The 23,478-nt window shown below is 70.5% G+C and carries 29 protein-coding genes; 23 read left to right on the forward strand and 6 right to left on the reverse strand.

Translation table 11 applies throughout. The features are described from left to right. Positions 1-226: 226 nt before the first annotated feature. From LCD35_RS23515 to LCD35_RS23525, 3 genes are all read left to right on the forward strand, one after another. Positions 227-823 carry a hypothetical protein gene (locus tag LCD35_RS23515; RefSeq protein WP_225044873.1) on the forward strand — a complete coding sequence of 199 codons (597 nt, stop codon included), beginning with the start codon at positions 227-229 and terminating at the stop codon, positions 821-823. An 82-nt stretch (positions 824-905) separates the two neighbouring features. Next, positions 906-2,096, forward strand: coding sequence for a PBSX family phage terminase large subunit (locus tag LCD35_RS23520; protein WP_225044874.1), 1,191 nt, complete (start codon positions 906-908; stop codon positions 2,094-2,096). A gap of 107 nt (positions 2,097-2,203) precedes the next feature. Further along, positions 2,204-3,739 carry a phage portal protein gene (locus tag LCD35_RS23525; protein WP_225044876.1) on the forward strand — a complete coding sequence of 512 codons (1,536 nt, stop codon included), beginning with the start codon at positions 2,204-2,206 and terminating at the stop codon, positions 3,737-3,739. Positions 3,740-3,750: 11 nt separating this feature from the next. Here LCD35_RS23525 and LCD35_RS23530 read toward each other — a convergent pair whose 3' ends face one another. Beyond that, positions 3,751-3,933: a hypothetical protein gene (locus tag LCD35_RS23530; protein WP_225044878.1), complete on the reverse strand. Its 183-nt coding sequence runs from the start codon at positions 3,931-3,933 to the stop codon at positions 3,751-3,753. Positions 3,934-4,114: 181 nt separating this feature from the next. Here LCD35_RS23530 and LCD35_RS23535 point away from each other — a divergent pair, with 181 nt between their 5' ends. From LCD35_RS23535 to LCD35_RS23590, 12 genes are all read left to right on the forward strand, one after another. Further along, positions 4,115-6,463: a phage minor capsid protein gene (locus LCD35_RS23535; RefSeq protein WP_225044879.1), complete on the forward strand. Its 2,349-nt coding sequence runs from the start codon at positions 4,115-4,117 to the stop codon at positions 6,461-6,463. Further along, the gene (locus LCD35_RS23540) at positions 6,460-6,822 is read left to right on the forward strand and encodes a hypothetical protein (protein ID WP_225044881.1); all 363 of its coding nucleotides are present in this window, start codon (positions 6,460-6,462) and stop codon (positions 6,820-6,822) included. Before LCD35_RS23535 ends, LCD35_RS23540 begins: the two co-directional genes overlap by 4 nt. 51 nt (positions 6,823-6,873) lie before the next feature. Beyond that, complete coding sequence (locus LCD35_RS23545; protein ID WP_225044883.1) at positions 6,874-7,110, forward strand: hypothetical protein; 237 nt, start codon at positions 6,874-6,876, stop codon at positions 7,108-7,110. A 113-nt stretch (positions 7,111-7,223) separates the two neighbouring features. After that, positions 7,224-7,973: a hypothetical protein gene (locus tag LCD35_RS23550; RefSeq protein WP_225044884.1), complete on the forward strand. Its 750-nt coding sequence runs from the start codon at positions 7,224-7,226 to the stop codon at positions 7,971-7,973. Between the two features lie 20 nt (positions 7,974-7,993). Then, entirely contained in the window at positions 7,994-8,971 is a 978-nt protein-coding gene (locus tag LCD35_RS23555; protein ID WP_225044886.1) for a major capsid protein, read from the forward strand. 97 nt (positions 8,972-9,068) lie between these two features. After that, positions 9,069-9,461, forward strand: a complete 393-nt coding sequence (locus LCD35_RS23560) for a hypothetical protein (protein ID WP_225044888.1) — start codon at positions 9,069-9,071, stop codon at positions 9,459-9,461. A gap of 26 nt (positions 9,462-9,487) precedes the next feature. Then, positions 9,488-9,775 (forward strand): hypothetical protein, encoded by a 288-nt coding sequence (locus tag LCD35_RS23565; RefSeq protein ID WP_225044890.1) that lies wholly within the window; start codon positions 9,488-9,490, stop codon positions 9,773-9,775. A 13-nt stretch (positions 9,776-9,788) separates the two neighbouring features. Next, positions 9,789-10,139, forward strand: coding sequence for a hypothetical protein (locus LCD35_RS23570; protein WP_225044891.1), 351 nt, complete (start codon positions 9,789-9,791; stop codon positions 10,137-10,139). Beyond that, positions 10,136-10,570 carry a minor capsid protein gene (locus LCD35_RS23575; protein ID WP_225044892.1) on the forward strand — a complete coding sequence of 145 codons (435 nt, stop codon included), beginning with the start codon at positions 10,136-10,138 and terminating at the stop codon, positions 10,568-10,570. The genes LCD35_RS23570 and LCD35_RS23575 overlap by 4 nt, the downstream gene beginning before the upstream one ends. Positions 10,571-10,611: 41 nt before the next feature. Continuing rightward, positions 10,612-11,268: a hypothetical protein gene (locus LCD35_RS23580; RefSeq protein ID WP_225044893.1), complete on the forward strand. Its 657-nt coding sequence runs from the start codon at positions 10,612-10,614 to the stop codon at positions 11,266-11,268. 9 nt (positions 11,269-11,277) lie between these two features. After that, the gene (locus LCD35_RS23585; protein ID WP_225044894.1) at positions 11,278-11,772 is read left to right on the forward strand and encodes a phage tail tube protein; all 495 of its coding nucleotides are present in this window, start codon (positions 11,278-11,280) and stop codon (positions 11,770-11,772) included. Next, positions 11,772-12,287 (forward strand): hypothetical protein, encoded by a 516-nt coding sequence (locus LCD35_RS23590; protein ID WP_225044895.1) that lies wholly within the window; start codon positions 11,772-11,774, stop codon positions 12,285-12,287. Before LCD35_RS23585 ends, LCD35_RS23590 begins: the two co-directional genes overlap by 1 nt. A gap of 401 nt (positions 12,288-12,688) precedes the next feature. Here LCD35_RS23590 and LCD35_RS23595 read toward each other — a convergent pair whose 3' ends face one another. Beyond that, entirely contained in the window at positions 12,689-13,492 is an 804-nt protein-coding gene (locus tag LCD35_RS23595) for a hypothetical protein (protein WP_225044896.1), read from the reverse strand. A 77-nt stretch (positions 13,493-13,569) separates the two neighbouring features. Next, positions 13,570-13,989 carry a hypothetical protein gene (locus LCD35_RS23600; protein ID WP_225044899.1) on the reverse strand — a complete coding sequence of 140 codons (420 nt, stop codon included), beginning with the start codon at positions 13,987-13,989 and terminating at the stop codon, positions 13,570-13,572. Here LCD35_RS23600 and LCD35_RS23605 point away from each other — a divergent pair. Genes LCD35_RS23605 through LCD35_RS23640 form a run of 8 tightly spaced genes read left to right on the forward strand, consistent with a single transcriptional unit; the run spans position 13,989 to position 21,692 of the window. After that, positions 13,989-14,744: a hypothetical protein gene (locus LCD35_RS23605; protein ID WP_225044901.1), complete on the forward strand. Its 756-nt coding sequence runs from the start codon at positions 13,989-13,991 to the stop codon at positions 14,742-14,744. The two genes, LCD35_RS23600 and LCD35_RS23605, sit on opposite strands and share 1 nt — an antisense overlap. 4 nt (positions 14,745-14,748) lie before the next feature. Further along, a complete protein-coding gene (locus tag LCD35_RS23610) occupies positions 14,749-15,591 on the forward strand; it encodes a hypothetical protein (RefSeq protein WP_225044902.1) in 843 nt (280 codons plus the stop codon). Further along, entirely contained in the window at positions 15,592-17,997 is a 2,406-nt protein-coding gene (locus LCD35_RS23615; protein WP_225044904.1) for a hypothetical protein, read from the forward strand. It abuts the gene before it with no gap. Positions 17,998-18,000: 3 nt separating this feature from the next. Continuing rightward, positions 18,001-19,188 (forward strand): hypothetical protein, encoded by a 1,188-nt coding sequence (locus tag LCD35_RS23620; RefSeq protein WP_225044906.1) that lies wholly within the window; start codon positions 18,001-18,003, stop codon positions 19,186-19,188. 25 nt (positions 19,189-19,213) lie between these two features. After that, positions 19,214-19,540 (forward strand): hypothetical protein, encoded by a 327-nt coding sequence (locus LCD35_RS23625; RefSeq protein WP_225044907.1) that lies wholly within the window; start codon positions 19,214-19,216, stop codon positions 19,538-19,540. After that, complete coding sequence (locus tag LCD35_RS23630; protein WP_225044908.1) at positions 19,540-20,343, forward strand: hypothetical protein; 804 nt, start codon at positions 19,540-19,542, stop codon at positions 20,341-20,343. Before LCD35_RS23625 ends, LCD35_RS23630 begins: the two co-directional genes overlap by 1 nt. A 24-nt stretch (positions 20,344-20,367) precedes the next feature. Then, a complete protein-coding gene (locus tag LCD35_RS23635) occupies positions 20,368-21,438 on the forward strand; it encodes a glycoside hydrolase family 25 protein (RefSeq protein WP_225044916.1) in 1,071 nt (356 codons plus the stop codon). Beyond that, positions 21,435-21,692, forward strand: a complete 258-nt coding sequence (locus LCD35_RS23640) for a hypothetical protein (RefSeq protein ID WP_225044909.1) — start codon at positions 21,435-21,437, stop codon at positions 21,690-21,692. Before LCD35_RS23635 ends, LCD35_RS23640 begins: the two co-directional genes overlap by 4 nt. A gap of 116 nt (positions 21,693-21,808) precedes the next feature. Here the strand turns inward: LCD35_RS23640 and LCD35_RS23645 are convergent, their stop codons facing one another. From LCD35_RS23645 to LCD35_RS23655, 3 genes are read right to left on the reverse strand one after another with little or no spacing between them, the layout of a single operon-like run. Then, positions 21,809-22,273: an Imm1 family immunity protein gene (locus LCD35_RS23645; protein ID WP_225044911.1), complete on the reverse strand. Its 465-nt coding sequence runs from the start codon at positions 22,271-22,273 to the stop codon at positions 21,809-21,811. Then, on the reverse strand, positions 22,270-23,028 hold the full coding sequence (locus tag LCD35_RS23650; RefSeq protein WP_225044912.1) for a DddA-like double-stranded DNA deaminase toxin: 759 nt from the start codon (positions 23,026-23,028) through the stop codon (positions 22,270-22,272). The genes LCD35_RS23645 and LCD35_RS23650 overlap by 4 nt, the downstream gene beginning before the upstream one ends. Before the next feature lies 1 nt (position 23,029). Further along, positions 23,030-23,284, reverse strand: a complete 255-nt coding sequence (locus LCD35_RS23655) for a hypothetical protein (protein ID WP_225044914.1) — start codon at positions 23,282-23,284, stop codon at positions 23,030-23,032. Positions 23,285-23,478 lie beyond the last annotated feature (194 nt).

Raw genomic sequence — 23,478 nt, forward strand, 5'->3', positions numbered from 1 at the left:
CCAGCTCCCCCACCCCCCCCCCCCCCCCCCGCCCCCCGGGCCCCCCCCCCCACCCCCCCCCCCCCGCGCGGGCGGGGGGGGGCCCCCCCCCGCCCCCCGCGCGCGTCGAGAAGATCGACGAAGGCGGCCAGGCCGAAGCCGCACGCTCCATGCTCGGATCGCTCGCCGAAGCCCTCGGCATCAAGACTGAACGCTGAGTACCGTTCAGCGCAGTACAGTCGCTTGAGTGGACTTTGACCCCGCTTTCGGTGCCGACTACAGAGTCATACGTTCTTTCGCCGAGCGATGGGCACTTGGTGCGCTCCGCCAGGCTGAGCGCTTTCGGGAAGCGCTGAAGACCGCTACCTCTGCGGACCGGGCCTACGAACTCGGAGAGGCCGAGGGGTGGATTGCTGCCGACGTCGCGGAGCTCGTCGATGCCGCGTGGGTTGAACAACATCTACTCACCGTCGCAACCCACCAGTTCGAGACGTGGACGCAGAAGATGCTGGACGCGCGCGGTGATGACGAGACGCGTGGCAACCAACTGATTCGCGATCTACGAAATGTTCTCGAACATCTCGACGAGGCAACGATCGAGGACGAACATGCGGTACCAAATCCGAGTGTGCGGGGAAAACAGTCCCTCAAACTACTCCCTGGCGGCCGTCTCCCGCTCGGTATGACGCTCGGCGAGGACGAGGTGATGGTTTGCGATCTCGTTCGTCTAGAAGAGATCGAGGCCGCCTGCAAGGACCTTACCGCCGAGGTATTCGAAGAGGTCAACGCTCACGCTATTGACTTGATGATCGAGAACGCGATCGAAGAACAACGCGGGCTTTGAGCTCAGGCGAGGTGACGTAGTGTCCGCCTCGCTTCCACTGTCTACTGTCCAGGTCACGTCATTACGCGAGTCCTCGGCGCGCGTGAACATCTGGCATGGCGCGATCCGTTCCGGCAAGACCATCGCAAGCCTTCTCCGCTGGCTGATCTACGTGTCGGACGCACCTCACGGCGGGCAGCTGGTCGTCATCGGCCGCACCCGCGAGTCGATCGCCCGCAACGTCTTCGGCCCGCTGGCCGACCCGACGCTGTTCGGGCCGCTGGCCGACCAGGTGCACTACACCAGCGGCGCCCCCACCGCGAGCATCCTCGGCCGCACGGTGCACGTCATCGGCGCCTCGGACTCGAAGGCGGAGAAAGTTCTCCGCGGCCTCACCTGCTCCGGCGCGTACGTCGACGAGGTCACCGTCATCGCCGAGGATCTGTTCGTGCAGCTGCTCGGCCGCATGTCCGTCACCGGCGCGCGGCTGTTCGGCACCACAAACCCGGATTCGCCCGCGCACTGGTTGAGGCGGAAGTACCTCGACCGGCTCGGCGACCTGCCGGACTGGCGTTCGTTCGCGTTCCAACTCGACGACAACCCCGCCCTGTCCGACGAGTACAAGGCCAGCATCAAGGCCGAGTTCACCGGGCTCTGGCACCGGCGGTTCGTCCTCGGCGAGTGGGTCGCCGCCGAAGGCGCCATCTACGACATGTGGGACCCCGCCGAACACGTCATCCCGTGGGCCGAGCTGCCCGACATGACGCGGGTTCTCGCGGTCGGCATCGACTACGGGACAACGGCAGCTACGGCCGCGCTCATGCTCGGCGAAGGCACGGATCGGCGCCTGTACCTGTTCGACGAGTGGCGCTACGACCCCGCCCACCAGCAGGCCCGGTTGACCGATGCCCAGCTGTCCGCGCACCTGCGCGCGTGGCTCGACGCCGAGCACCACCCCAGGCAGCAGGGGCTACGACCGCAGTTCATCGCGGCCGACCCCGCCGCCGCTTCCTTCCGCGTGCAGCTCCACCAGGACCACGTGGTCACGCAGGCAGCCGACAACGACGTCGCCTACGGCATCCGGGGGATCGCCTCTCTGCTCGGCGCCGGTCGACTCCGAGTGTCCGACCGCTGCACCGGATGGATCACCGAAGCCCCCGGTTACAGCTGGGACGACGACGCCACGGCCAAGGGCGAGGACAAGCCGGTCAAGGTCGCGGACCACAGCTTGGACGCCGGGCGCTACGCCATCGCCACCACCGAATCCTTGTGGCGGCAGACCATCAACGTCTGAAACCTGCTCGCCGTTACCGCGGGCGCTGTCTACACGTAGACAACGTTCGCTGTCTACATGTAACCGACGCAGCAGCACCGGTGCATTCACCGTCAGGAGGTGACCACGTGACCGCCTGGCCGCCCGTCCCGTTCGACCGCGCGCACTCCCGCATGGCCGAGTGGTCCGCCTGGTACACCGGCGACCCCGATCAGCTCGCCACCACCTACAGCCGCGACGTCCCGCGCGCCCGTCCGTCGCAGTACCGCGGCGGCCTGGTCGGCGCCGCAGCCCGGTTCTTCTGGGGACGACCGCAGAACCCGGTGCAGCGCCCGGCGCGGCTTCACGTGCCGCTAGCCGCGGACATCGCGACCGCTTCGGCGGATCTGCTGTTCGCCGAGCCGCCGCGGGTCACCGTCGAGGACGCCGCCGCTCAGGACCGGCTCGACGCGATCCTGAACCACCCCACCGTGCATTCCGGGCTGCTGGAAGCCGCCGAGGTTTCGGCCGCGCTCGGCGGCTGCTACCTGCGCACCGTGTGGGACCAGGACGTTGCACCGCACCCGATGATCGACACCGTGCACGCCGACGCCGCCGTGCCCGAATGGCGCTGGTCCCAGCTCGACGCCGTCACCTTCTGGTCGACCGTCGAGGACAACGGGTCGCAGGTCCTCCGCCACCTTGAGCGCCACGAACGCGGGCGCATCCTCCACAGCCTCTACGCGGGCACCACCGACGACCTCGGCCGCCCCGTGCCGCTCACCGAGCACCCCGCGACCGCATGGGCCGCCGACCTGGTCGACGCCGACGGCAGCATCCCGACCGGCACGCACCGGCTCACGGCGGCCTACGTCCCCAACGTCCGCCCTTCCCGCGCCTGGCGCTCGGTGCGCGAGCTCGCGCCCCTTGGCCGCTCCGACTTCGACGGCGTCGAACCGCTGCTCGACGCGCTCGACGAGACCTATTCGTCGTGGATGCGAGACGTCCGGCTCGCGAAGGCAAGGTTGATCGTCCCGACCGGGTACCTCACCCCGAACGGACCCGGTCAGGGAGCGTCGTTCGATGAAGACCAAGAGGTGTTCACCGAGGTGAACGCACTCAGCAAGGGCACCGGCGGAACCGAGATCACCCCTGCACAGTTCGCGATCCGGGTCACCGAGCACCAGCAGACCGCCGACGAACTGGTGCGCGCCGTGCTGCGCTCCGCCGGGCTCTCCCCCAGCACCTTCGGCGACAACGACGGCGACGTCAGCATCACCGCGACCGAAGTCAACGCCCGCGAACGCTCATCCGAGCGCACCCGCATGAAAAAGGCCCTGCACTGGTCCGCCGGGTTGAGCGCGATCACCGCCGCGCTGCTCGACGTCGATCGGCTGCTCGGCAACGGACCGGGACTCGATCCGAACGAACGGCCGGCCATCGAATTCGCACCGCGCGCGCAGCCCGACCCGCAGACCCTCGCCGCCACCGTCGAAACCCTGCACCGCGCCGAATCCGCCTCGCTCGACGTCCGGGTGCGCATGGTCCACCCCGACTGGGACGACACCGAAGTCGCCGCCGAGGTCCAGCGCATCCGCGAGGAATCCGGCGCCGTCGAGCCGGACCCGGCCGCAATCCTGCGCGAAGCCGCTGGATCGTCGTCTCGTCCGTCGTTCAGCACGTAAAAGATGATCGTTCATTGCTCGCCGCGTGACCGCCATCGCAGTGCAGCAGCTAAGGCGAGCACGGCCGCATCCCCGCCACGCTCATAGGCTCGCTCGAACGCGGCCAGCTCCTTTTCCGAGGACCGCAGCTTGAGCCAGGCGCAAAGCACCCATGCGGCCGAGGTGAACGCAGAGGACAACGCCAAGAAGGCCACCAACACCACCTGTTCATGTCGATCCGCCCGCGATCGAACACGCGGCTAAGTGAAATGTGGTGGCCCGCAGCAGGCACGCCGATTCGATCCGGAAGCGTCTGCGTTCATCCGGCGGCGCTGGTTGGTGTTGGCGCAGCTCGGAGGCTAGCAGCCGTCCCGTTGCACGTCAGGGGGTGGCGCGTTGCCCGTCAGCCCCGAGTACGTCGATCGCATCGCCGCGACCGTCGCCGAGCTGTACCGGCACGCTGAATCCCAGCTCGCCGCGCTCATGGCGCAGCACCTCGCGGGGGGCCTCGACGGCGAGATGCAGTCGCCGGAGTGGGCCGCCCGCAAGCTCGCCGCGGTGCGTTCGTTGCGCGCGTCCGCGTCGGCGATCCTCGCCGCCTTGCAGGCCGACAGCGGACCCGCGATCCGGCAGGCCGCCGCCGACGCGTTCCGGGCAGGCTGGTCCTCCGCGCTGGCCGAGCTGCCCGAGCAGTGGTTCCCGCGGTCCGAACTCGGCGAGCAGACGCAAGCCGCCGCCGAGTCGGTGCCCGGTTTCGCGGCGATGGAAGCACTCGCGACCGCGGTACACACCGATGTCGGCACCCGCAGCGCGAACGTTCTTCGCGACGTCACCGACGGGTTCCGCGAAGTCGTCGCCGCCGCTTCCGCAGGAACGCTGACCGGTGCGCAGACCCGCCGCCAGGCCGCACAGAGCGCTTTCCGGCGCCTGGTCGACCGCGGCCTGACGTCCTTCGTGGACCGATCGGGCCGCCGGTGGAAGTTGTCGAGTTACGTCGAGGTGGCGACCCGCACCGTTGCGCAGCGCGCCGCGGTGCAGGGGCAAACTGACCGGCTCGGCGCGCTCGGCGTGCACATGGTCTACGCCAGCAACGCCCCGCAGGAATGCGCCCTGTGCCGACCGTACGAAGGCCGGGTGCTGCGCACCGACGACGGGCCGACCGGCGAAGTGCAGGTCGCCCACCAGCTCACCGACAAGCCGGTGACCGTCCACATCGTCGCCACGCTCACCGAAGCCCGCGTTCTCGGTTTCCAGCACCCGAACTGTCGGCACTCCGTTTCCGCCTACCTGCCCGGCGTCACCCGGCTGCCCGAGCGGCCCACCGCCGACCGCGACGGTGACCAGGCTCGACAGCGGCAGCGGGAGATCGAGCGGCAGATCCGTAAGCACAAGGTGCGCCAGGTCGCCGCTCTCGGCGACGTCGAACGCAAGATGGCCGGCCGGAAGGTTCGGCAGTGGCAGGCCGTAATGCGGCAGCACCTCGACGACAACCCCGAGCTGAAGCGCCTGCGGTACCGCGAGCAGATCGGCGCTGGCAACCAGCCCGGCGACTCGACCACCGCGACCGGTCATGTCGGGCCACTCGTTCAGCCCACGCTCGACGGCGCCACCACGACGCCCGAACCGCCGCACGTCCGTGGCGACGGAAACCGGGCCGACGGCGCGGTGCCGGTCGATGAGCACCAGCTCGACCTACTCGACCGCCAACGCGACGCCGAACCGCAGCCTCCACCAGAGCCCGAGCCCGAACCGGGAGAGTCTGATCTCGCCCGGCTGCTCGACGCCGACGACTCGCTGACCGGTGACGACCTGTTCGTCGCCTCGTTCAACTACACCGGCGCACAGCTCGACGAAGCCGTCGCCGCCTTGGCCCGGTTCGACCAACTCGCCGCAGAAGGCGAGAAAGCGCCGAAGTTCGCCGCGTTCGTCAAGCGCCTGTCCACGCACCCGGACCCGGTCAAGTTCGTTCGCCGTCGCCTCGGCCAGCAGGCCGCCCCCGCAGCCCGCGCCGCCACGCTGCGCGCGCTCTGGGTCGAGCTCTCCGTCCGCAGCTCGCCCGGCTGGACCTTGCCCGGTTCCACCCCGGAGCCGCCGCCGCTGCCGGGGATGAAGGCCGGATTGCGGTTCGACAGCAACGGCCCCGCCGTAGAATGGGCGATGGAAAACATGCCGCTACCTGCGGATTTGCGCCCATCGGAAAGGCAGGCGATCACCACCTACACCGGGTCGGCGTACAGGTCGATCAACGAAGCGCTGCGCGGATACAAGCCCGCCGAGAATGCCGAATGGCACGACCGGATCGTCGGGCGGCTCGATGCCGCCTTCGCCAAGGCCGAGATCGGCGAGTCGATCCTGACGTTCCGGGGCTCGGGGCCGTCGATCCTGGCCAACCTCGGCGCGAACCTGAACGACCCGGCCTCGATCGATGGACTCGTCGGCACCGTGCACCGCGACGCCGGGTACCTGTCCACCTCGATCGGGAATCGGGCCGCGTTCGGCGGCCAAATGGTGTTCGCGTTCCGGCTCCCGGTCGGCACCCGCGCCATGAACGTGATGCCGATCAGCAAGTTCGGCACCAACGAACGCGAGATCCTGCTCAACCGCGGCACGAACTACGTCATCCACGCCGCCTACCAGCGCGGGCACACCTGGTACATCGAATGCGAGATCGTGCCCGACGGCTGGACCCCGCCGCCCGGCTGGAAACCCGACCCGTACGGCGACGTCGACAAGGGGTACCGATGACCACACCACCACCCCCGCCGCCCGGTAGCCGGTGGGACGACGACGGCATGGCACCCCGCCAAGTCGGAGCGCTCACCACCTACCCGACCACGCCCGCCGGACCAGCCACCGCCGCACCGGTCGTGCTGGCCGGCCGCGTGCTCGGCTGGATCTGGACCGACCACGACCAGTGCGCCGGATGGCGCCCGGCCGAACCTTCGACCGAGGTTCCCGCCGCGCTGATCTCCCGGATGCACGGCGCCGCCGTCGCCCGCCTCGCCGAGTTCTACGCCCGCGGCGTTCCCGCCGCCGACGTCCTCGACCCCGATCGCTGGGCGCCCTACACCCTCGGCGAACCCGGCCCTGTGCCACCGCGGTAGCCGGTAACGACCTCGGCGGCCCTTCGATCTCCTGAGTGCCACGCGCTTTGCGTGGCACGGCAGAAGGGCCACCACGTGAACTCGACGAACGACACCCCGCGGCGCACCACAACCTGGAATCAGGTGAAGGTCGGCGACACCGAAATCAGTCAACCGCCGGGCAACCACACACGGAAGATCGTCCAGGTCGAGCCCTCACTCACCCACGTGCTCGTGACCTTTGAGGGAGACACCAAAGCAACCTGGATGCAGCCGGACGGACCGGCGACGATCGTGGACGCCCGATAGCTCCACAGCAGCACCCAACAGCGACCCCCGACACCTGGTGTGCCGGGGGTCGCTGCTGTTCCGCCCCGGCCCGGCGACGGGCTATCCCCACCCCGCGCCCAGGAGGCCACCCCATGCCCGCATCCTTGCCCGTCCACCCCGTGACCGGACTCCGCGCCCTCGGCCACACCCGCCGCGGCCCGATCTGGCCGGTGCTCGGCGGCGACGGCACCGGCGACGGCAACACCAGCGACGCGCCCGCCGCGGACGCCGGCCAGCAGTCGCAGCCCACCGGCGACACCGGACAGGCCGGGCAGCAGCCGACCGACGGGCAGCACCAGGGCGACGCCGACGACCTCGCCGCGCTCGATCCCGCGACGCTCGCCGCGATGGTCCGCGACCTGCGCAAGGAGAACGGCAGCGCGCGGACGAACGCGAAGCAGCAGGCCGCCGAGCAGGCGAAGCAAGACGTCGCGCAGCAGATCGGCCGTGCCCTTGGGCTGGTCGCCGACGACCAGAAGGCCGACCCGCAGGCACTCGCCGACCAGCTCACCGCCGAGCGCGACGCGCAGGCCACCGCAGCGAAGGCCGCTGCCGTCGAGTTGGCGATCTGGAAGGCCGCCGACACCCACGGCGCGAACGCGCAGGCGCTCACCGACTCGCGGTCGTTCCTCGCCGCGCTCGACCAGCTCGACCCCGCCGCCGACGACTACGGCACGAAGGTCGGTGAGGCGGTCAAGAAGGCCGCCACCGACCACCCGCACTACCGCGCAGCAGGCCAGGCGCCCGCGCGCAGCAGCGGCCAGCACACCGGCAGGACCGGCGACCAGGCCAAACCCCGCAACCTCACCGACGCCGTGGCCCGCCACTACGGGCGCGGCTGACCCGCAAGGAGTAGCCCACGATGGCACCGGTCACGCTCGCACAGGCGAAGCTCAACACGACCGACGACCTCGACCTGATGGTCATCGACGAGTTCCGCAAGTCCTCGTTCCTGCTGGACTCCCTCACCTTCGACGACTGCGTCAACCCCGCCGGGGGCGGCGCCACCCTGACCTACACCTACACCCGGCTCGCCACCGAGCGCGCCGCCGCGTTCCGCCCGTTCAACACCGAGTACGCCGAGGGCGCCGCGACCCGCGCGCGGGTGTCGGTCGACCTCGCCCCGCTTGGCGGCGCGTTCTCCGTTGACCGGGTGCTCGGCAACCTCGGCCCCGCCTCGTCGAACGAGGTCGCGTTCCAGATGGGCCAGGTCATCAAGTCCACCCGCGCCTACTTCGCCGACCAGGTCATCAACGGCGCCACCACCGGCAGCGGGGAAACCGCGACCGGGTTCGACGGGCTGTCGGTCGCACTGACCGGATCGGCCACCGAGTACACCGAGGCCGCGGACTGGTCCGCGCTGCCCTCGGATGCCGAGGCCCGGCAGATCATCGCGAACATGTGGGAATGGCTCGCCCTCATGGACGAGCAGCCCGGCGCGATCCTCGGCAACCGGCTCACCATCGCCCGGTTGAAGGGTGCCGCGCTCGCCGCCGGATTCCACGAGCGCCGCCGCGATGAGTTCGGGCAGGCCATCGACACCTTCGCCGGAATCCCCCTTGTCGACCTCGGCGCGAAGGCCGGATCGAACGACCCGGTGATCGCCGTCGACTCCGAGGGCAAGTCGGACCTGTACGCGGTGCGGTTCGGGCTCGACGGGTTCCACGCGGTCGGGATCAACGGCGCCCCCGTGGTACGGCAGTGGATGCCGGACTTCACCACCTCCGGCGCCGTCAAGCGCGGAGAGGTCGAACTCGGCCCGGTCGCCGTCGCGCTGAAGGCGACCAAGGCCGCCGCCGTCTGGCGCGGCATCCAGGTGCAGCCGGTCCCTTCTCCCTGACGGTGACGCCCGCAGCGGCCGACGCGCGCACGTCGAGCGCGTCGGCCCCGCGTCGCCGCACCACCCGCAAGACGACGACCTAACCGGAGGTGCCCGCGTGCGCGTCTACGCCACCCCCGAAGACCTGACCGCCTACGCGGGCACCGCCCCCGCAGACGCCGTGCGGCTGCTCGCCCGTGCGTCCGAGGACGTCGACCACCTGCTGATCCTCGCCCGATACACAGTGGACAGCGAGGGATACCCCACCGACCCGGCCGTGCGCGACGCGCTCAAACGCGCCACCTGCGCGGTCGTGCAGTGGTGGGACGAAACCGGCGACACCACCGGCGCCGCCAGCGTCCACGGCTCCGTGCAGATCGGCACGCTTCGCTTGCAGGGCAGCGGCGCAGCGCCCGACGACGCCAGCCGCAGCCCGGCCGCGGTCCGCATCCTCGCCACCGCCGGACTCCTCGGCCACGCCCCCATCACCACCGGGGGCACCTGGTGCTGATCCCCGCCCGACTACTCCCCCACCGCGTGACCGTTGAGCCCTACCTCGGAAGCGGCGCCTACGGCGACGTGTTCGGCGACCCGGTCGACCACCGCGCCTACGTCGAAGACAGCCGCCGCCTGGTCCGCGACGACACCGGGGCCGAAGTCGTCTCCGAAACCACGGTGCGCACCCGGCCCGACGTCTCGGCGCCGCCCGGATCACGCATCACCGTGTGGCCGACCACCGCGCGCGAACGCGTCGCCCGCGTCATCACCAACAGCCTCTACGACCACCCCGCGGCGCCCTCGCACTGCGAGTTCGCCCTGACCTGACCGGAGGTGCCGGATGGCGCTCACCGTTCGTTCCTCGTGGCACGGCGAGCGGGTCACCGGCCGCGCCCGCACCGGTGCCGCCCGCGGCCTGCGGCTCGCCGCGGAACACGTCCTCGGCGCCTCCCGGCAGCGCGCACCACTGGAAGAGGGCACCCTCGAACGCTCCGGTGTCGCGAGCGTGGACGAGATCGGCCTGACCGCCGCCGTCTCCTACGACACCCCGTATGCCGCCCGCCAGCACGAAGAACTCACCTGGCGCCACGACCCCGGCCGCACCGCGAAGTACCTCGAACACCCCATGATCGAGGAACGCGACACGGTCGGCGACATCGTCGCCGCCGAGATCCGCCGGGCCACGACGTGACCGGCTGGACGTCGGATCTCGCGCACGGGCTCGCCCTGGTGCTCGCCGCCTGCGGCGTCGGCACCTACCGGCCCACCGGCCTCTACCAGCCCGGCGAAACCGGAATCGTCATCGCCACCGTGCGGCCGTCGCCGCCGCGCGTCGTCGCGCTCACCCCGTACCCGCTCACCAGCAGCCCGGACGCCGACGAAGTGATCGGCCTACAGGTCCGAGTCCGGGCAGCGGGCGGCGATCCGCGGGAAGCGTACGGGCTCGACGACGCCGTACGCGACGCCCTCGACGGCGCGACCGGACTCGACCTCGATCGCGTGCACCTGCACCGGATCGAACGCACCGGCGGCGGGCCGATCGGGCTCGACGACAACGGCCGTGCCGAGTGCGTCGGCACCTACCAGCTCACCGCACACCACCCGACGCGGTATCGCGCTTGATCCTGTCCCGAAGTTGATCGCGTGCCGCTACGGTCAAGCACATGAAGTCACCCTCTCCTGGCGTTCCGATCTGGGTACCAATTGCCGTTGCAATTCTAGGCATCATCGGAATTATCGCCGGTCAACTTATCAACACATGGCGCGAGGAACGGCGATGGAGGCGCGAAGAAGAACGCGAAGAAGTCCGACACCTGCGCGAGAAAGAAAAAGAAAAATTGCAGCGCGAGCACGACAATGTCCTCGATTGGCGCGGCCGGAGAATCGAAGCATACGCCGATGCACTTGACCATATCGACGATATCCGGGGCGCCCTTGGCGATGTGGTTAGGGCGGCCATAGATTACCGACCGACGACCGAGGACGCGGCAGCACTGCTGCGTTACACACAGATCCACGCAGAGAGGATCAGCCGGCTCCGTGCCGTAGACAGCGCCTCTAAAGGCATGTCATCCCTCCGACTACTCGCGACAGAGCCCGTCCAGCGGAAGCTAGACGCTTGCATGATCGCGCTCAGCAAAGCAACCAATACTGCAATCAAAAATTTCGAAGCAGACGCCGAGTCGACCCAGTTCAACGTTGAGACCATCGATTTCGAAGATAAAATCGACGCTCTCCGAGAGTCTATTCGGACAGAACTCGGAATCGCGGGAACCGTCGACGATCTTAGGCACGATATTGGTCAGGAACCAGAAAGGTAGGACCGCGGCATGGCACTACGATCGATGCTCGCGAAGGACTGGACGCTCGAAGTCCAAGACCCCGCCGCGAGCGACCCGGACGCGTGGATCACCGTCCGCGGGCTGACCAGCTTCGAGGAGAGCTCGGACGACAACACCGAGGACGACGGCGATTTCGACTCCGGCGGTTGGGGCTCGTCCGTGGTCACTCAGCGCACGTGGTCGATTGAGGCCGAGGGCAAGCGCAAGCGGGACGACGCCGCGACCGAGTACACGCCGGACCCCGGACAGGAAGTGATCCGGAAGGCGTCCCGGCTGGTCGGTTTCGACGCGGCGATCACCGTGCGCTGGTACCGGCGCGACGGTTCGCCGGATGCCTACCAGGGCACCGCGACCGTGTCGGACTACACCAAGGGCGGCGAGGTCACCGACCTGGAACCGTTCTCGTTCACCCTGAATGGCCAGGGCGAGCCGGTCGAGATCGCCAACCCCGGCACCACTCCGCCCGTGGATGGTGGTGCGTGATGGCGCTGCGCGACCTCTCCGAACTCCTCGACCCGGCCTTGACCCTGCCGATTGGCGGGAAGCTCTACCGGGTGACGCCGGTCAGCGCCGAAACCGGGCTCCGGCTGCAACGCCTGCATGACTACATCCTCGGCGTCACCGCGGCGGCCGAAGCAGAGCAGGACACGCCCGCCCCGGACGCCGAGCTGCTGGACGACGCCGCCGAGCTCGACCTCATGCGGTCGAGCCTCGGCGCCGCGTACGACGAGATGATCGCCGACGGTGTCCCGTACGCGCACCTGCGCGTGGCCGGGATGACCGCGTTCGTGGACATTGTCCAGGGCCGGGAGGCCGCCGAACGGCACTGGTCCACGGGTGGCCGCCCCCCGGCTCCCGCGGGGAATCGGGCGACCCGGCGGGCGGCCCGATCGACCCCGCGACCGGACTCCGCGAGTGGTACGACACCACCCCGCAAGGCACCGGCGGCGAAGGCGGCGGGCACTCGTGGCGCGACGTCCTCGACCACTGGCCGCTGATCGAAGCCGACCTCGCCGAGGTCTACGGGGTCGACGTCGAAGCGCCCGGTCTGCTGGCCGGCCGCACCTGGCGATGGCTCCGCACCCGCATCGTCGGCCTGTTGTCGTGTGAGTCCCGGCTCGCCCGCGCACTCGCACCCCCTGACACCCACGCCGAGAAGGCCGCCCGCCGGACTTCCCGGCCCTGACCGAACAGGGGGTGCGGGATGGCGCTCACGGTGGGCGAGCTGGTCGGATACCTCTCGATCAACACGACCAAGTGGGACCGGGCGATGGCGCGAGCCCGCGCCCAGCTCGCCACCCTCGGCAAGCAGTCGCTCAAGGGCGCCGAGCAGGTCGGGAAGATCACCAGTGCGGCCACTACGGCCGCGAGCGCGCTCGGCCTGGTCGGCATCACCGGTTCAGCTGCGGTCGGCGCGCTGGCCCTGGTGCCCGGCGTCGCCATCGCGGGCGGCGTCGCGCTCGGCACCCTCACCACCGCCATGTCTGGTTTCGGGACCGCGGTCACCGAGACCGACCCGGAAGCCGCCGCCGAAGCGCTCGCCGAACTCGCACCCGCCGCCGCAGCGACGGCGACCGCGGTGCGGGGTCTGCGCCCGGAGTGGGACGCGCTCGGCGACGCCGTCCAAGAGGCGATGTTCGCCGGAGTTTCCGACGAGGTGCGCGAGCTCGGAGGGACGTACCTGCCGATCCTGCAATCCGGCATGGTCGCTACCGCCGGTGGGTTCAACCGGGCCGCCCTGGATGTCGCCGCCTTCCTCCGCGAGTCCGGGTCGGTCGCCGACGTCACGACGATCATGGACTCGTCGGCCGCCGCAACCGGCAACCTCGCCGCCGTCACCCGGCCGCTGATCCAGATCTTCACCGACCTCGGCGCCGTCGGCGGCCCGCTGTTCGCCGAACTCACCAGCGGTGCCGGGCTCGCGGCGCAGCGCGTCGCCGACATGCTCAGCGCCGCCCGCGAATCGGGAGCGCTCGAAGAGTTCATGCGCGCCTCCCTCGACGTGCTCGGACAGCTGTGGACGGTCGCCCGCAACGTCGGAACCGTCCTCGGCAGCATCTTCGCCGCCGCCGCGCCGAGTGGCGCCGGGTTCCTCGCGCAGCTGGTCGCGATCACTGACCAGATGGCCGCGTGGGCTCAGTCCGCGCAGGGACAAGAGCAGATCGCCGCGGTGTTCTCGCTGCTGGCGCAGGTATCTGGGCACCTCGCCGGAATCCTGCCGCTGGTGGTGTCCGTACTCGGCACCGTCGCATCCGCGTTCGCCGCGCTCCCGGCCCCGGCTCAGTCCACCGTGGCCGCGCTGCTGGCATGGATCACCGTCGTCGGGCTGGTGTCGTCCCGGCTCGGCCCGCTCATCGCCGCGCTGACCACCCTCGGCGGAAAGTTCCTCACCGCGGCCACCACGCAGGGCACCGCGACGAACCGCATGTTGGCCTCGATGGGCCGCTTCGCCGCCGCGGTCGGCGCGTGGATCGCGACCGCCGTCCGCATGGCCGTCACCACCGGCGCGCAGTTCGCCGCGATGGCCGCACGGGCGACCGCCTCCACCGTGGCGATGGTCGCTCGGGTCGGCGCGCAGTGGGCGATCATGGCCGCCGGAGCCATCGCCCGCGCCGCCGTCATGGCCGCATCCTGGGTGATCGCAATGGGGCCGGTCGGATGGGTCATCGCCGCCGTCGTCGCCCTGGCCGCGTTGATCATTGCGAAACTGGGACCGGATCAAGGCGGTGACGGTCGCGGTGTTCACCGCGATCGGCTCGTTCATCTCCGACAAGGTGAATGCGATCGTGGCATGGGTCCGCGACTTCGCGACCCGCTTCGTACAGCTGCACGTGGACGCGTTCAACCGGGCGCGGGCCGCCGTGTCGTCCGGAGTGAGCGCGGTGGTCGGGTTCGTCCGGGCGTTGCCGGGCCGCATCCTCGGCGCGCTGTCAGGGCTCGGCTCGCTGCTGGTCACCTCCGGCCGGGCGCTGCTCCAGGGCTTGTGGCGGGGGATCTCCGGGGCGGTCGGCTGGATCAAGGGCAAGATCTCCGGCGTCCTGTCGAGCATCAGGAACCTGTTCCCCTTCTCGCCCGCCAAGGAAGGACCGTTCTCCGGCTCCGGCTACACCGATCACAGCGGCCGGGCGCTCATTACCGACTTCGCCCGCGCCATCGCCGCCGACGGCGCCGGTGCAGTGAGCGCGGCCGAGCGCGTCGCCGGACAGGTCCGCTCCGCGCTCTCGCCCGGCACGCTCGGCGCGACCATCGCCGCACCGCCGCGCGTCGCCTACGCTTCCGCGCCCGCCGCGGACGCCTTCGACGGAACCAGCGGCGGAATGGCCGGCCATCGTCCGATCGGTGTCGCCGAGCTTCGCGACGCGCTCGCCGGAATGACGCTCACCCTCGACGAATCCGGCGGCCGAGTCCTCGCCCGCGTCGTCAACCGCCGCAACGCCGCCGACCGCAGGAGGTGACGCCGTGCCCCTGTACCTCGGCCCGCTCGGCAGGATGCGGCAGCTGCGCGCACCGCGGCCCGACGTCGAGATCGACCACCCCCGACAGGGCGGCACACACGTCGCCCTGTCCGGGGCACGCACCGTCGACTACCTCGGCAGCCGCGGCGAGTACGAATTCAGCTGGACGTGGTTGGACGACGCCGAACGGGACTACCTCGAAGCCCTTCGGGACCGGCACGTACGGGGGCCGCTGCGGTTCGTGCTGCCCGGCTGGCGGACCAACAGGCTCAGCCGCCAGGCGGCGAGCGTCGGCTACGGCGGGCGGGACCTGCACGGGGTCACCCCCACCGCGGGCACCACCGCACCGGCCGACGCCTGGCCCGACGACGCGCCACCCGCGGGGGATGCGCTCGCCTGGTCCGGATGGGCACCGGGCTCGGCGCTGCGACTCGACCGCGACCACCCCGCCCCCGTGCTGCCCGGCGAAGTCGTGACGGCGTCGGTCTACGTGCAGGCCACGCACGCGATCACCGTGCGGATCACCGCCGACCTGCGCACCGCCACCGGCTACACCGCCGCCATCAACGGCACCGCGACCACCCTCGAACCGCACGCCTGGTCGCGGCTTGCCGTCACCGTCCCGACGACCGCCGGGGTCCTTGGCTGCTCGCCCGCGATCGTCCCGACCGCCACCCCGAACCCGAACGCGGTCGTCACCGTCGCCGCCGCCCAGGTCGAACCGGGCGCCGCGCCGTCTGCCTGGTCGCTCGGGGGCGGCGCCCCGGTCGTCGCCGTCGACACGATGCCGATCACCGCGGCACGCCGCGGCTTCAGCCACCCCACCCTGACCCTGTTGGAGCTCTGAGTGCAGACGCACGGCGGCGCCGCCGCCGATACAGCCATCCTCGCCCGCGAGCGCTACCTCACGGCCCGGCTGCTAGTCGACTGGGGCCGCGACGGCACCTACTCGCACCCGCTGGCCGACCTGTCCCACTACGCCCGGCCGATCACCCTCGACCGCGCGCTGAAGGGCAGCGTTCCCGAAGAGCTGACGCTGATCGAGGGGTCCGCAGCCGCCGAGCTGACCGCGACGCTCACCGGTGACGTCAACGGTCTGTCGCTGGTCGAAGTGTTCGCCCCCTACAACCGGAACAGCCCGCTGTACGGGCTCGACGTGCTCGGCGCCGAAGTCCGGTACTCCATCGACGCACACACCGCGACCGGCACGGTGAACTACCCGCAGTTCGTCGGAGTCCTGCGGTCGCTGGCGCCGGACCGCGGTACCGGCACCGTGGAGCTCGAAGCGCTCGACCGCGTCGAGATGCTGCGCCGCCCCGTGCAGTTCCCGGTCTGGGCCACGTCGCAGTACTGGACCGAACGCGGGTACATCCGCGCCCAGCTCGCCGACTCACAGGCCGTCATCGACCACTGCCTACGCCAGTGCGACACCAGCCCGACGCCGTGGCGGCCGATCTACTTCGACGAGCTCGGCGTGGGGCCGGATGGGCTCGACGGATGTCACTTCTGGCTCGGCGGCACAGGCGCGCACTTCCCGACGGTCGGACACATGGACAACGCCACCGCGCAGACCTTCCCGAACACCGACGGCGGCGGCCCTGAGATGTACGCGACCGGCGGCGACCAGCATCCAGCGCTCTCCGATGGTGAGCCACGGCCGTTGTGCCTGGCTGGGATCGGAAACAGCACCGGGCCGACGCTGCGGTACTGGGCTCGCGACCGGGATCTGATCGCTCCCGGCGGCGCGCACTTCCTCGGCGCGACCCTGATCACCACGGGCAGCAGCTACCACCTCACGGCAGACACGACCGTCCTATCGGTACGGATCGGATCGCAGCGCGAGATCACCCTCCGAGTCCGCGCCGGTCGGGTGTACTCCACGCTCGTGCACCACGGCGTGGGGCAGACCTGGACCAGCACCGAACTCGACATCCCTGCCGATTCACGAAGCAGGGTCACCGCAATCTGGGACCACAGCCCCCAGACCGGCACCCGCGTTGCCATCGCCCTCGGCGACACCGTGCCCACGTTCGTCACCGTGGCCGGCCCCTACGACGGAACCACCCTCTCCGACGACCTCAAGGGCTTGATCACCGTCAACCACCGGCTCACGGTGCAGGACATCGGCTATACCACCCGCAACGTCTACGGCATCCGATGGGACCCCACACAACTCCACCGCCCCGCCCGCTTCGCCGCCGCGCTCGACCCCGGCCGGAACCGCCTCACCTACCTTCCGGACAAGTCCGGCTCGGACGCATGGGACGTGATCAGCGAAGTCGCTGCCGCCGAATTCGGCTCGGTGCACTGGGACGAACGCGGGGTGTTCCGGTTCTGGAACTACGACACCATTCTCAGCAAGCAGGCCGCAGCGGTGCGGACAATCACGACCGATAACGCGGCCTCCCTCGGCCTGCGGCACTCCCTCGACTCGGTGCGCAACATCTGGTCGGTCACCACCACGAAGCGCGTCGCCCAGTACGGGATCACCTACAGCAGTCAGAGCGTCGACGAGTTCTACCTGCCGCCGCTGACCCGCAAGACGTGGCGGGTCTTCGTCGGGAGCGTGCAGAGCCCGGACCCGTTCGCGATTCCGAAGCACACCTCGTGGCAGTCGGGATTTCCACAGTGGACGGATGATGCCGTGTCCGGGTACTGCGTGCAGTACCTCGTCAACGGCGCCTGGGCTGAGAACGAATTCCGGACCGAGTCCGACAGCAACCGCCCACGATGCTGGATCGACGGAAACGGCTACCTCGTGATCACCGCGCGCAACGGGTGGCCCGAGCCGATGCGCTACGCCCGCAACAGCGGCGATACCGGCGCCCCTGCCCTGCACATCCCCGGAACCGTCGTCGCCGAAGCCGACCCGCTGGTGATCTCCACCCGCTACCAGGACTCGATCGACACCTACGGCGGCCGGAACATCCCGCTATCCGGCGACTGGTACCAGGACGGCTACCAGTCGAGCACCATGCTCGCCGCGCTCGCCGAGCGCACCACGAAACCCATCCCGGTCACCGAGACCATCACGATTCCCGGTGATCCACGGTTGCAGCTCGGCGACGCCGTCGACATCCGCGACCCGAACGGGCTCGGCGCACGACTGCGCGCCCAGATCTTCGGTATCCGCCGCACCTTCGACGACGGCCTCACCGACACGCTCACCGTCGAAATCCTCGACCCGCCCGGCGCCGCCCAGTGGGACGGCACCGACACCACCGACCGGTGGGACTACGGCACCTGGAGCTGACCCGTGACCATCCCCCACGTCCCCGCTGGTGGCGACCTCGAATCCGCCGCGCAGAACGCGCTGATCGACCAGGCCAACGCCTCGGCGCAGCTCGCCGCGCAGCTCGCCGACACCAACATCGCGATCCAAGAGGCGATCGGCGCGCACGAGAACCGGCTCGACGAGCTCGAAACCGCACCCGCGCCCAGCATCGGCGACGTCACCGGCCTGTCTGCCGCGCTCGCAGGGAAGGCCGCGGCCGAGCACACCCATGACGTCGCCGACGTGGACGGGCTCGCCGGGCAGCTCGCCGCGAAGGCCACCACTTCGGCCACGGACGCGCTCGCGCTGCGCCTCGACGCCGTCGAGCAGGCCGAGCCGCCCGCGCTCGGCGACCTGGCCAACGTCACCACCACCGACGCCGTCGCCGGGCAGGTTCTCAAGTACACCGGCACGACGTGGGCACCGGGGACGGACAACACCGGGGGCGGCGGCGAAGGCGGGGCAACCACGCTCGACGAACTCGCCGACGTCTCGACGACCGGCGCCGCCGACGGCCGCGCGCTGGTGTACTCCGGCGGCACCTGGTCGCCCGCCGCGCCGGTGCCCGCCGAGCACACCCACGCGATCACCGCGGTGACCGGGCTCCGTTCCGAGCTGGACGCGCTCGCGGCCCGGGTGGACACGCACGCGACCGACACCGAGCTCTACGGCGACGTCATCAGCTCACACCGCCGCACCGATTGCGTGTGGGGCGAGTCCGTCAGCAACGGCTTCATGACGGCCGTCGCCACCCGATCGCCGAAAACGTTCACCGCGTCGCAGCTGCGGTTGTGCGTCACCAGCGCCGCCAGCGGCAGCGGCACCTTCGACGTCAAGGTCTACACCGGGTCGAGCCTTGCGAACCTGGCCGAGCGCTCGTTCCGCTTCGGCTCTGAGCACCTGACCACCACGGGCGTGAAGCGGGTCAGCATCGACTCGACCGCGATCACCGCCGGTCAGTACGTCGCCGTCTGCATGATCGTCACCGGCTTCACCGCTGCGCCGCGGCTGTCCTCGACGCCAACCGGAACCGGGGCTCAGCTGCTCATCGGCGAACAGCCGTACTCGGTGTACCAGGCCAACCAAACGTTCCCGCCGCCGACGACGCTCAACACCACCGCGACCGCCTGGACCCGCGCGAACCAGCTGTTCTGGTTCGCGCTGGCCTGACGGCCCGACACCCGAGGGGGCGATCGTGGACGTTGCCGGGGTGCTCGCCGCGGTCGCCCCACAGGCGGGTATCGGCGGGCTTCTGCTGGCGCTGCTGGTCTACGTGATGCGCCACGCCAGCAGCGACCGCACCGACTACCGGGCCGCCCTCGCCGACGCCGAGGCGCGCCACGCCGCCGAGCTCGCTCGCGTCAACGCCGCCCACGACTCGGAGTTGGCCGAGCTCCGCGACCGGCTCGACGCGCAGGAAAAGCGCACTGACGAACTCGCTCAGTTACTCGACGACGAACGCCGCCGCCGGTGGCACGCCGAGGACGCCGCCGCCGCGGCGAGACGGGAGGCCGACACGTGATGAGCTGGTCCCGCGCCCGCGCCCTGGTGCTCGCCGCCGTCGTCGCATGGGTCGTCGTGCTCACCTGGCAACTCGCCGACCGGCAGCAGACCGCCACCGAGCAGACCGGGCGCGCGAACGCCGCCGAGCGCACCGCGGCCGACCTCGCCGACGAGATCGCCCGCGTGTGCCGGACCGGCGGGCCGCCCGCGGCCGCGCTCGGCCCTGCCTGCCGCGACGCCGAGCAAGTGCAACGGCGCACCCCGCCGACCCCCGACGACGGCCGCGGTATCGCCTCGACGTCCATCACGAACGGCCGGTTGATCGTGGCCTACGACGACGGGCAACGCCGCGACGTCGGCCAAGTCGTCGGCCCCACCGGCAGCAGTGGACCGGCGGGCCGCGGCATCACCGGAACCGCACTCGACGGCGGGCGCCTGGTCGCCGCCTACACCGACGGCACCACCACCGATCTCGGCCGCATCGCCCCCCGCGACGGGGTGGCCGGCCGCAGCATCGCGTCCGTGGCCGCCGACGACGGGCGGCTGATCGTCACCTACTCCGATGGCACGTCCGAAGACGCCGGACCGCTTCCACCCGGCCCGCCCGGCGCGGACGGCACCAATGGTGTCGACGGCCGCGACGGTGCCCCGCCCGCCGGGTGGACTTCGACCCGCGCCGACGGCTCCACCGAGCAGTGCGCCCGCGCCCCATCGCCCGACACCGCACCGACCTACCGGTGCACCGTCACCGGCACCACCACCCCACCGACGACCACCGCCGAGCCGTCCAGCACGGCGCCCCCCACCGACCCGCCGAGGTGATCCCCGCTGCTCTACGGCATCGACATTTCCCACCACCAAGGAACATTCGACCTCGCCCGCACTCATGCCGAAGGGTTCGAGTACGCGTTCCTCAAGGCCACCGAGGGCAGTTCCTTCGTTGACAGCCGGTTCGCCGCGAACCTCGCGAACGCGCGCGCCGCCGGGCTGCTGGTCGCCGCCTACCACTACCAGCGCGGCGACTCGACCGCCGCCGCGCAGGCCGCCCACATCATGCGCACCGTGCCCGCCGACGTGCCGATCGTGCTCGACGTCGAGGCCAACGGCGGCGACGCGAACCTGACCCGCGACATCGTCCGCCGCCTGGTCGCCGCCGGATGGCGTTCGCCACTGCTGTACCTGCCCCGCTGGTACTGGCAGCAGATCGGCAGTCCGTCCCTCGCCGGACTCCCTCCGCTCTGGTACTCGCGGTACGCCAACAACCAGGGCGGCGCCGCGAGCGACATCTACGAGCGCAACGCCGACTGGTTCGCCCAGCACTGGGCCGGATACGGCGGCCTCGGTGTCGCGGTCTTGCAGTTCACCAGTTCCGCCACCGTCGCCGGGCACACGCCCGTGGACGCCAACGCCTACCAGGGCAGCCGCGAACAGCTCGCCGCGCTGCTCGGCACCAACCCCACCCCCAACCCGGAGGACGACTTGACTCCTGAACAGGCGCAGAAGCTCAACGAGATCCACCACGAACTGTTCGGCCCCCGCGGGCCGCAGGGCCAGATCGTCGGGTGGGGCACGAAGGCGGGCAACCACACCGCCATCGGGATGCTCGTGCAGATCGTCAACGCCTTGATCGGTCCCGCCGCCTCCCGCGTTCCTGGCTCGACCGTGCAGGTCACCGCGGTGGACGCGATTCGCAACGTGGACGGCATCACCTACCAGCTCCCGGCCCTGATCGCCGCGGCCGGCCACACCGACCCGGCCGAAGTCGCCGCCGCGCTGCGCCCAATCGTCGCCGATGTCGTCGGCCCGGTCGTCGGCGATGTCGTGCGCGCCGCGCTCGGCGCCGACAATGACGCGACCGCAGCGGCCATCGTGGACGGCATTGCCGACCGGCTCGCCGCCACCGGGGCCGCCGCGTGAACGATCAGTTGCGCGCCTGGCTGCGCACCACCGTCCCCGCCGCCTGGTCCGCGATGGTCGCCTGGCTCATCACCGCCGGTGCCCCGCAGTGGGTGACCGACCCGCTCGGCGACGCCGGGCCGACCCTCGTCGTGCCCCTGGTCCTCGGCGCCGTCTACGCCGCCCTGCGCGCCGCCGAACCGCACCTCCCGGTGTGGGCGGCCCGGCTGCTGCTCGGCTCCGCCACCCCACCGACCTACCCGCCCGCCGGGTAGCACAGCGCCCCGCACCCTTGACCGGGTGCGGGGCGCTTCGTGCGTCTGCGGGGACTCCCCTCCCCGAACGCGCCTCCACAATAGAACGTGCGTTCGATTGATGGCGAGGTGGCCTGTTACACGTACTCGCCGGGCTGCCAGCGCACCGCATCCGGGCGCCGTGCAGGGTCACGGATGAACTGCTCGGCGGCGGCGCGCGCTTGGTCGATTGGAACGGCCTGCCCCGGCGCGTACCACCGCGGAGAATGCAGGTCGGCCAGCAGCTGCACCTCGTTGTCCGCACCGCAGGTCTCCCAGGTGCCGACGTCAGGGCCGCTTGGTTCGTCCGGGTCTTCCGGCACGATCGTCAAACTCAACACCGCGCGCACGCCGTCAGCGGAGATCCGCAACTGCTGATTGGGCCACTCGTCGAACCCGTGCTCCGGGTACGACCGGCACGGCCGATCCCAGCTGTAGACCTGCACCGGCGTCGGGGATCGAAACGCACGTTCCAGCAGTTCGGCGACTTCGTCCGAGGTAGCGGCACTGTGCACCTCGGAGCCGAAGACGACGGTGACGACCGGGTGCGTACTAGTGGTCATGGCTTAGCCCTTCCTCGGATGCGGATCGGCCGTGTCGCTCCCGGCTCCCACACATCCATCGTGTACCCCTCGGGCAGGATCGCGGCAATCGCCGCGCCACACCCATAGCGGCCCCTGCACACCGCGTTGTTGACACTGACGACGCGGTAACTCGCCTTGTCATCGGCTTGCCGCTGCGCTTCCTTGACCTCGACGTGCTCCGGATTGGGCCGATGCCCCTGCCGCTCATTCGGCAGCGGCAACACGAGATCGGTGTTGGACAAGGTCAGCTCGGCACGGGCTGAAAGCTCGTCTCGCCCGGAAACCGTTCGGTGCAGCACGTTCCCGGTGGCATCGCCGACGGCGCCGGTGGTCTTGCCACCGGGTTGGAACTTCGGCAGGTTCCGGCGCTGCTGTTGGTCCCATTCGGCGCCGGGTGTGGGTGCGTCAGGGCTGGTGGTCGGGCCGCTGTAGGTCGACGGATGGGGCAGGCTCGGTGGTCTGTCCCCGTGCCGCAGCCACCCGACGCCCGCGAGGTACACGGCCACGTTTTCCCCGGCAGCGGTCCGAGCGACCGCCGCCGAGCGGATCAGTTCCTGCGCCCGTTGCAGGGCCGTGACTGCCTCGGCGACCGCAGGATCGGTAGCGCCTTCGGTCGAATACAGCACGAGCGAAATCGCGTCGTCGAGCGCGTTCGACGCGTGCAACAGCGCTTCACCGTTCAACGCCGCCAATGCCTGACCCAGCGCTGCCCCGAGATCGCCGACGCTGGTCACGTCACACCCGGCTCAGGAAGTCCTGTAACGATGCCTGCGCAGCGTGGCACAGCTGCGCCGCCTGCTGCACGTGATCGGACGCCGCCGCGATCTGGGATTGCGCGGTCGCCAGCTCAGCACTGGACGATCCCGACGCCGTTTGAGCAACGATCGCCCGCGCCTGATCGAAATCAGTGGCGGACTGAGCCAGCGGACCGAACGGGAACCGCTCCATCGCCGCCATCAGCTGCGTGCGAATGTCACCGGCAGAGGTCATCTCGAACACTCCTATCGCATTTCGTGCTGATCGTCACAACATCGCTCACGCCGGAGATTTCCGCGGAAGCGCACTACGCCGGGGGGGGGGGGCGGCGCCCCGCCCCCCCCCCCCCCCCCCCCCGCGCGCGGCCGCGCAGCCCCGGCCCCCCCCCCAAACACGCCCCGAGCCCCCCCCACGAGCGGGGGCGGGGG

This window comes from Saccharopolyspora sp. 6V, from assembly GCF_020176785.1.
In the GTDB taxonomy this organism is placed as follows: Bacteria; Actinomycetota; Actinomycetes; order Mycobacteriales; family Pseudonocardiaceae; genus Saccharopolyspora_C; species Saccharopolyspora_C gregorii.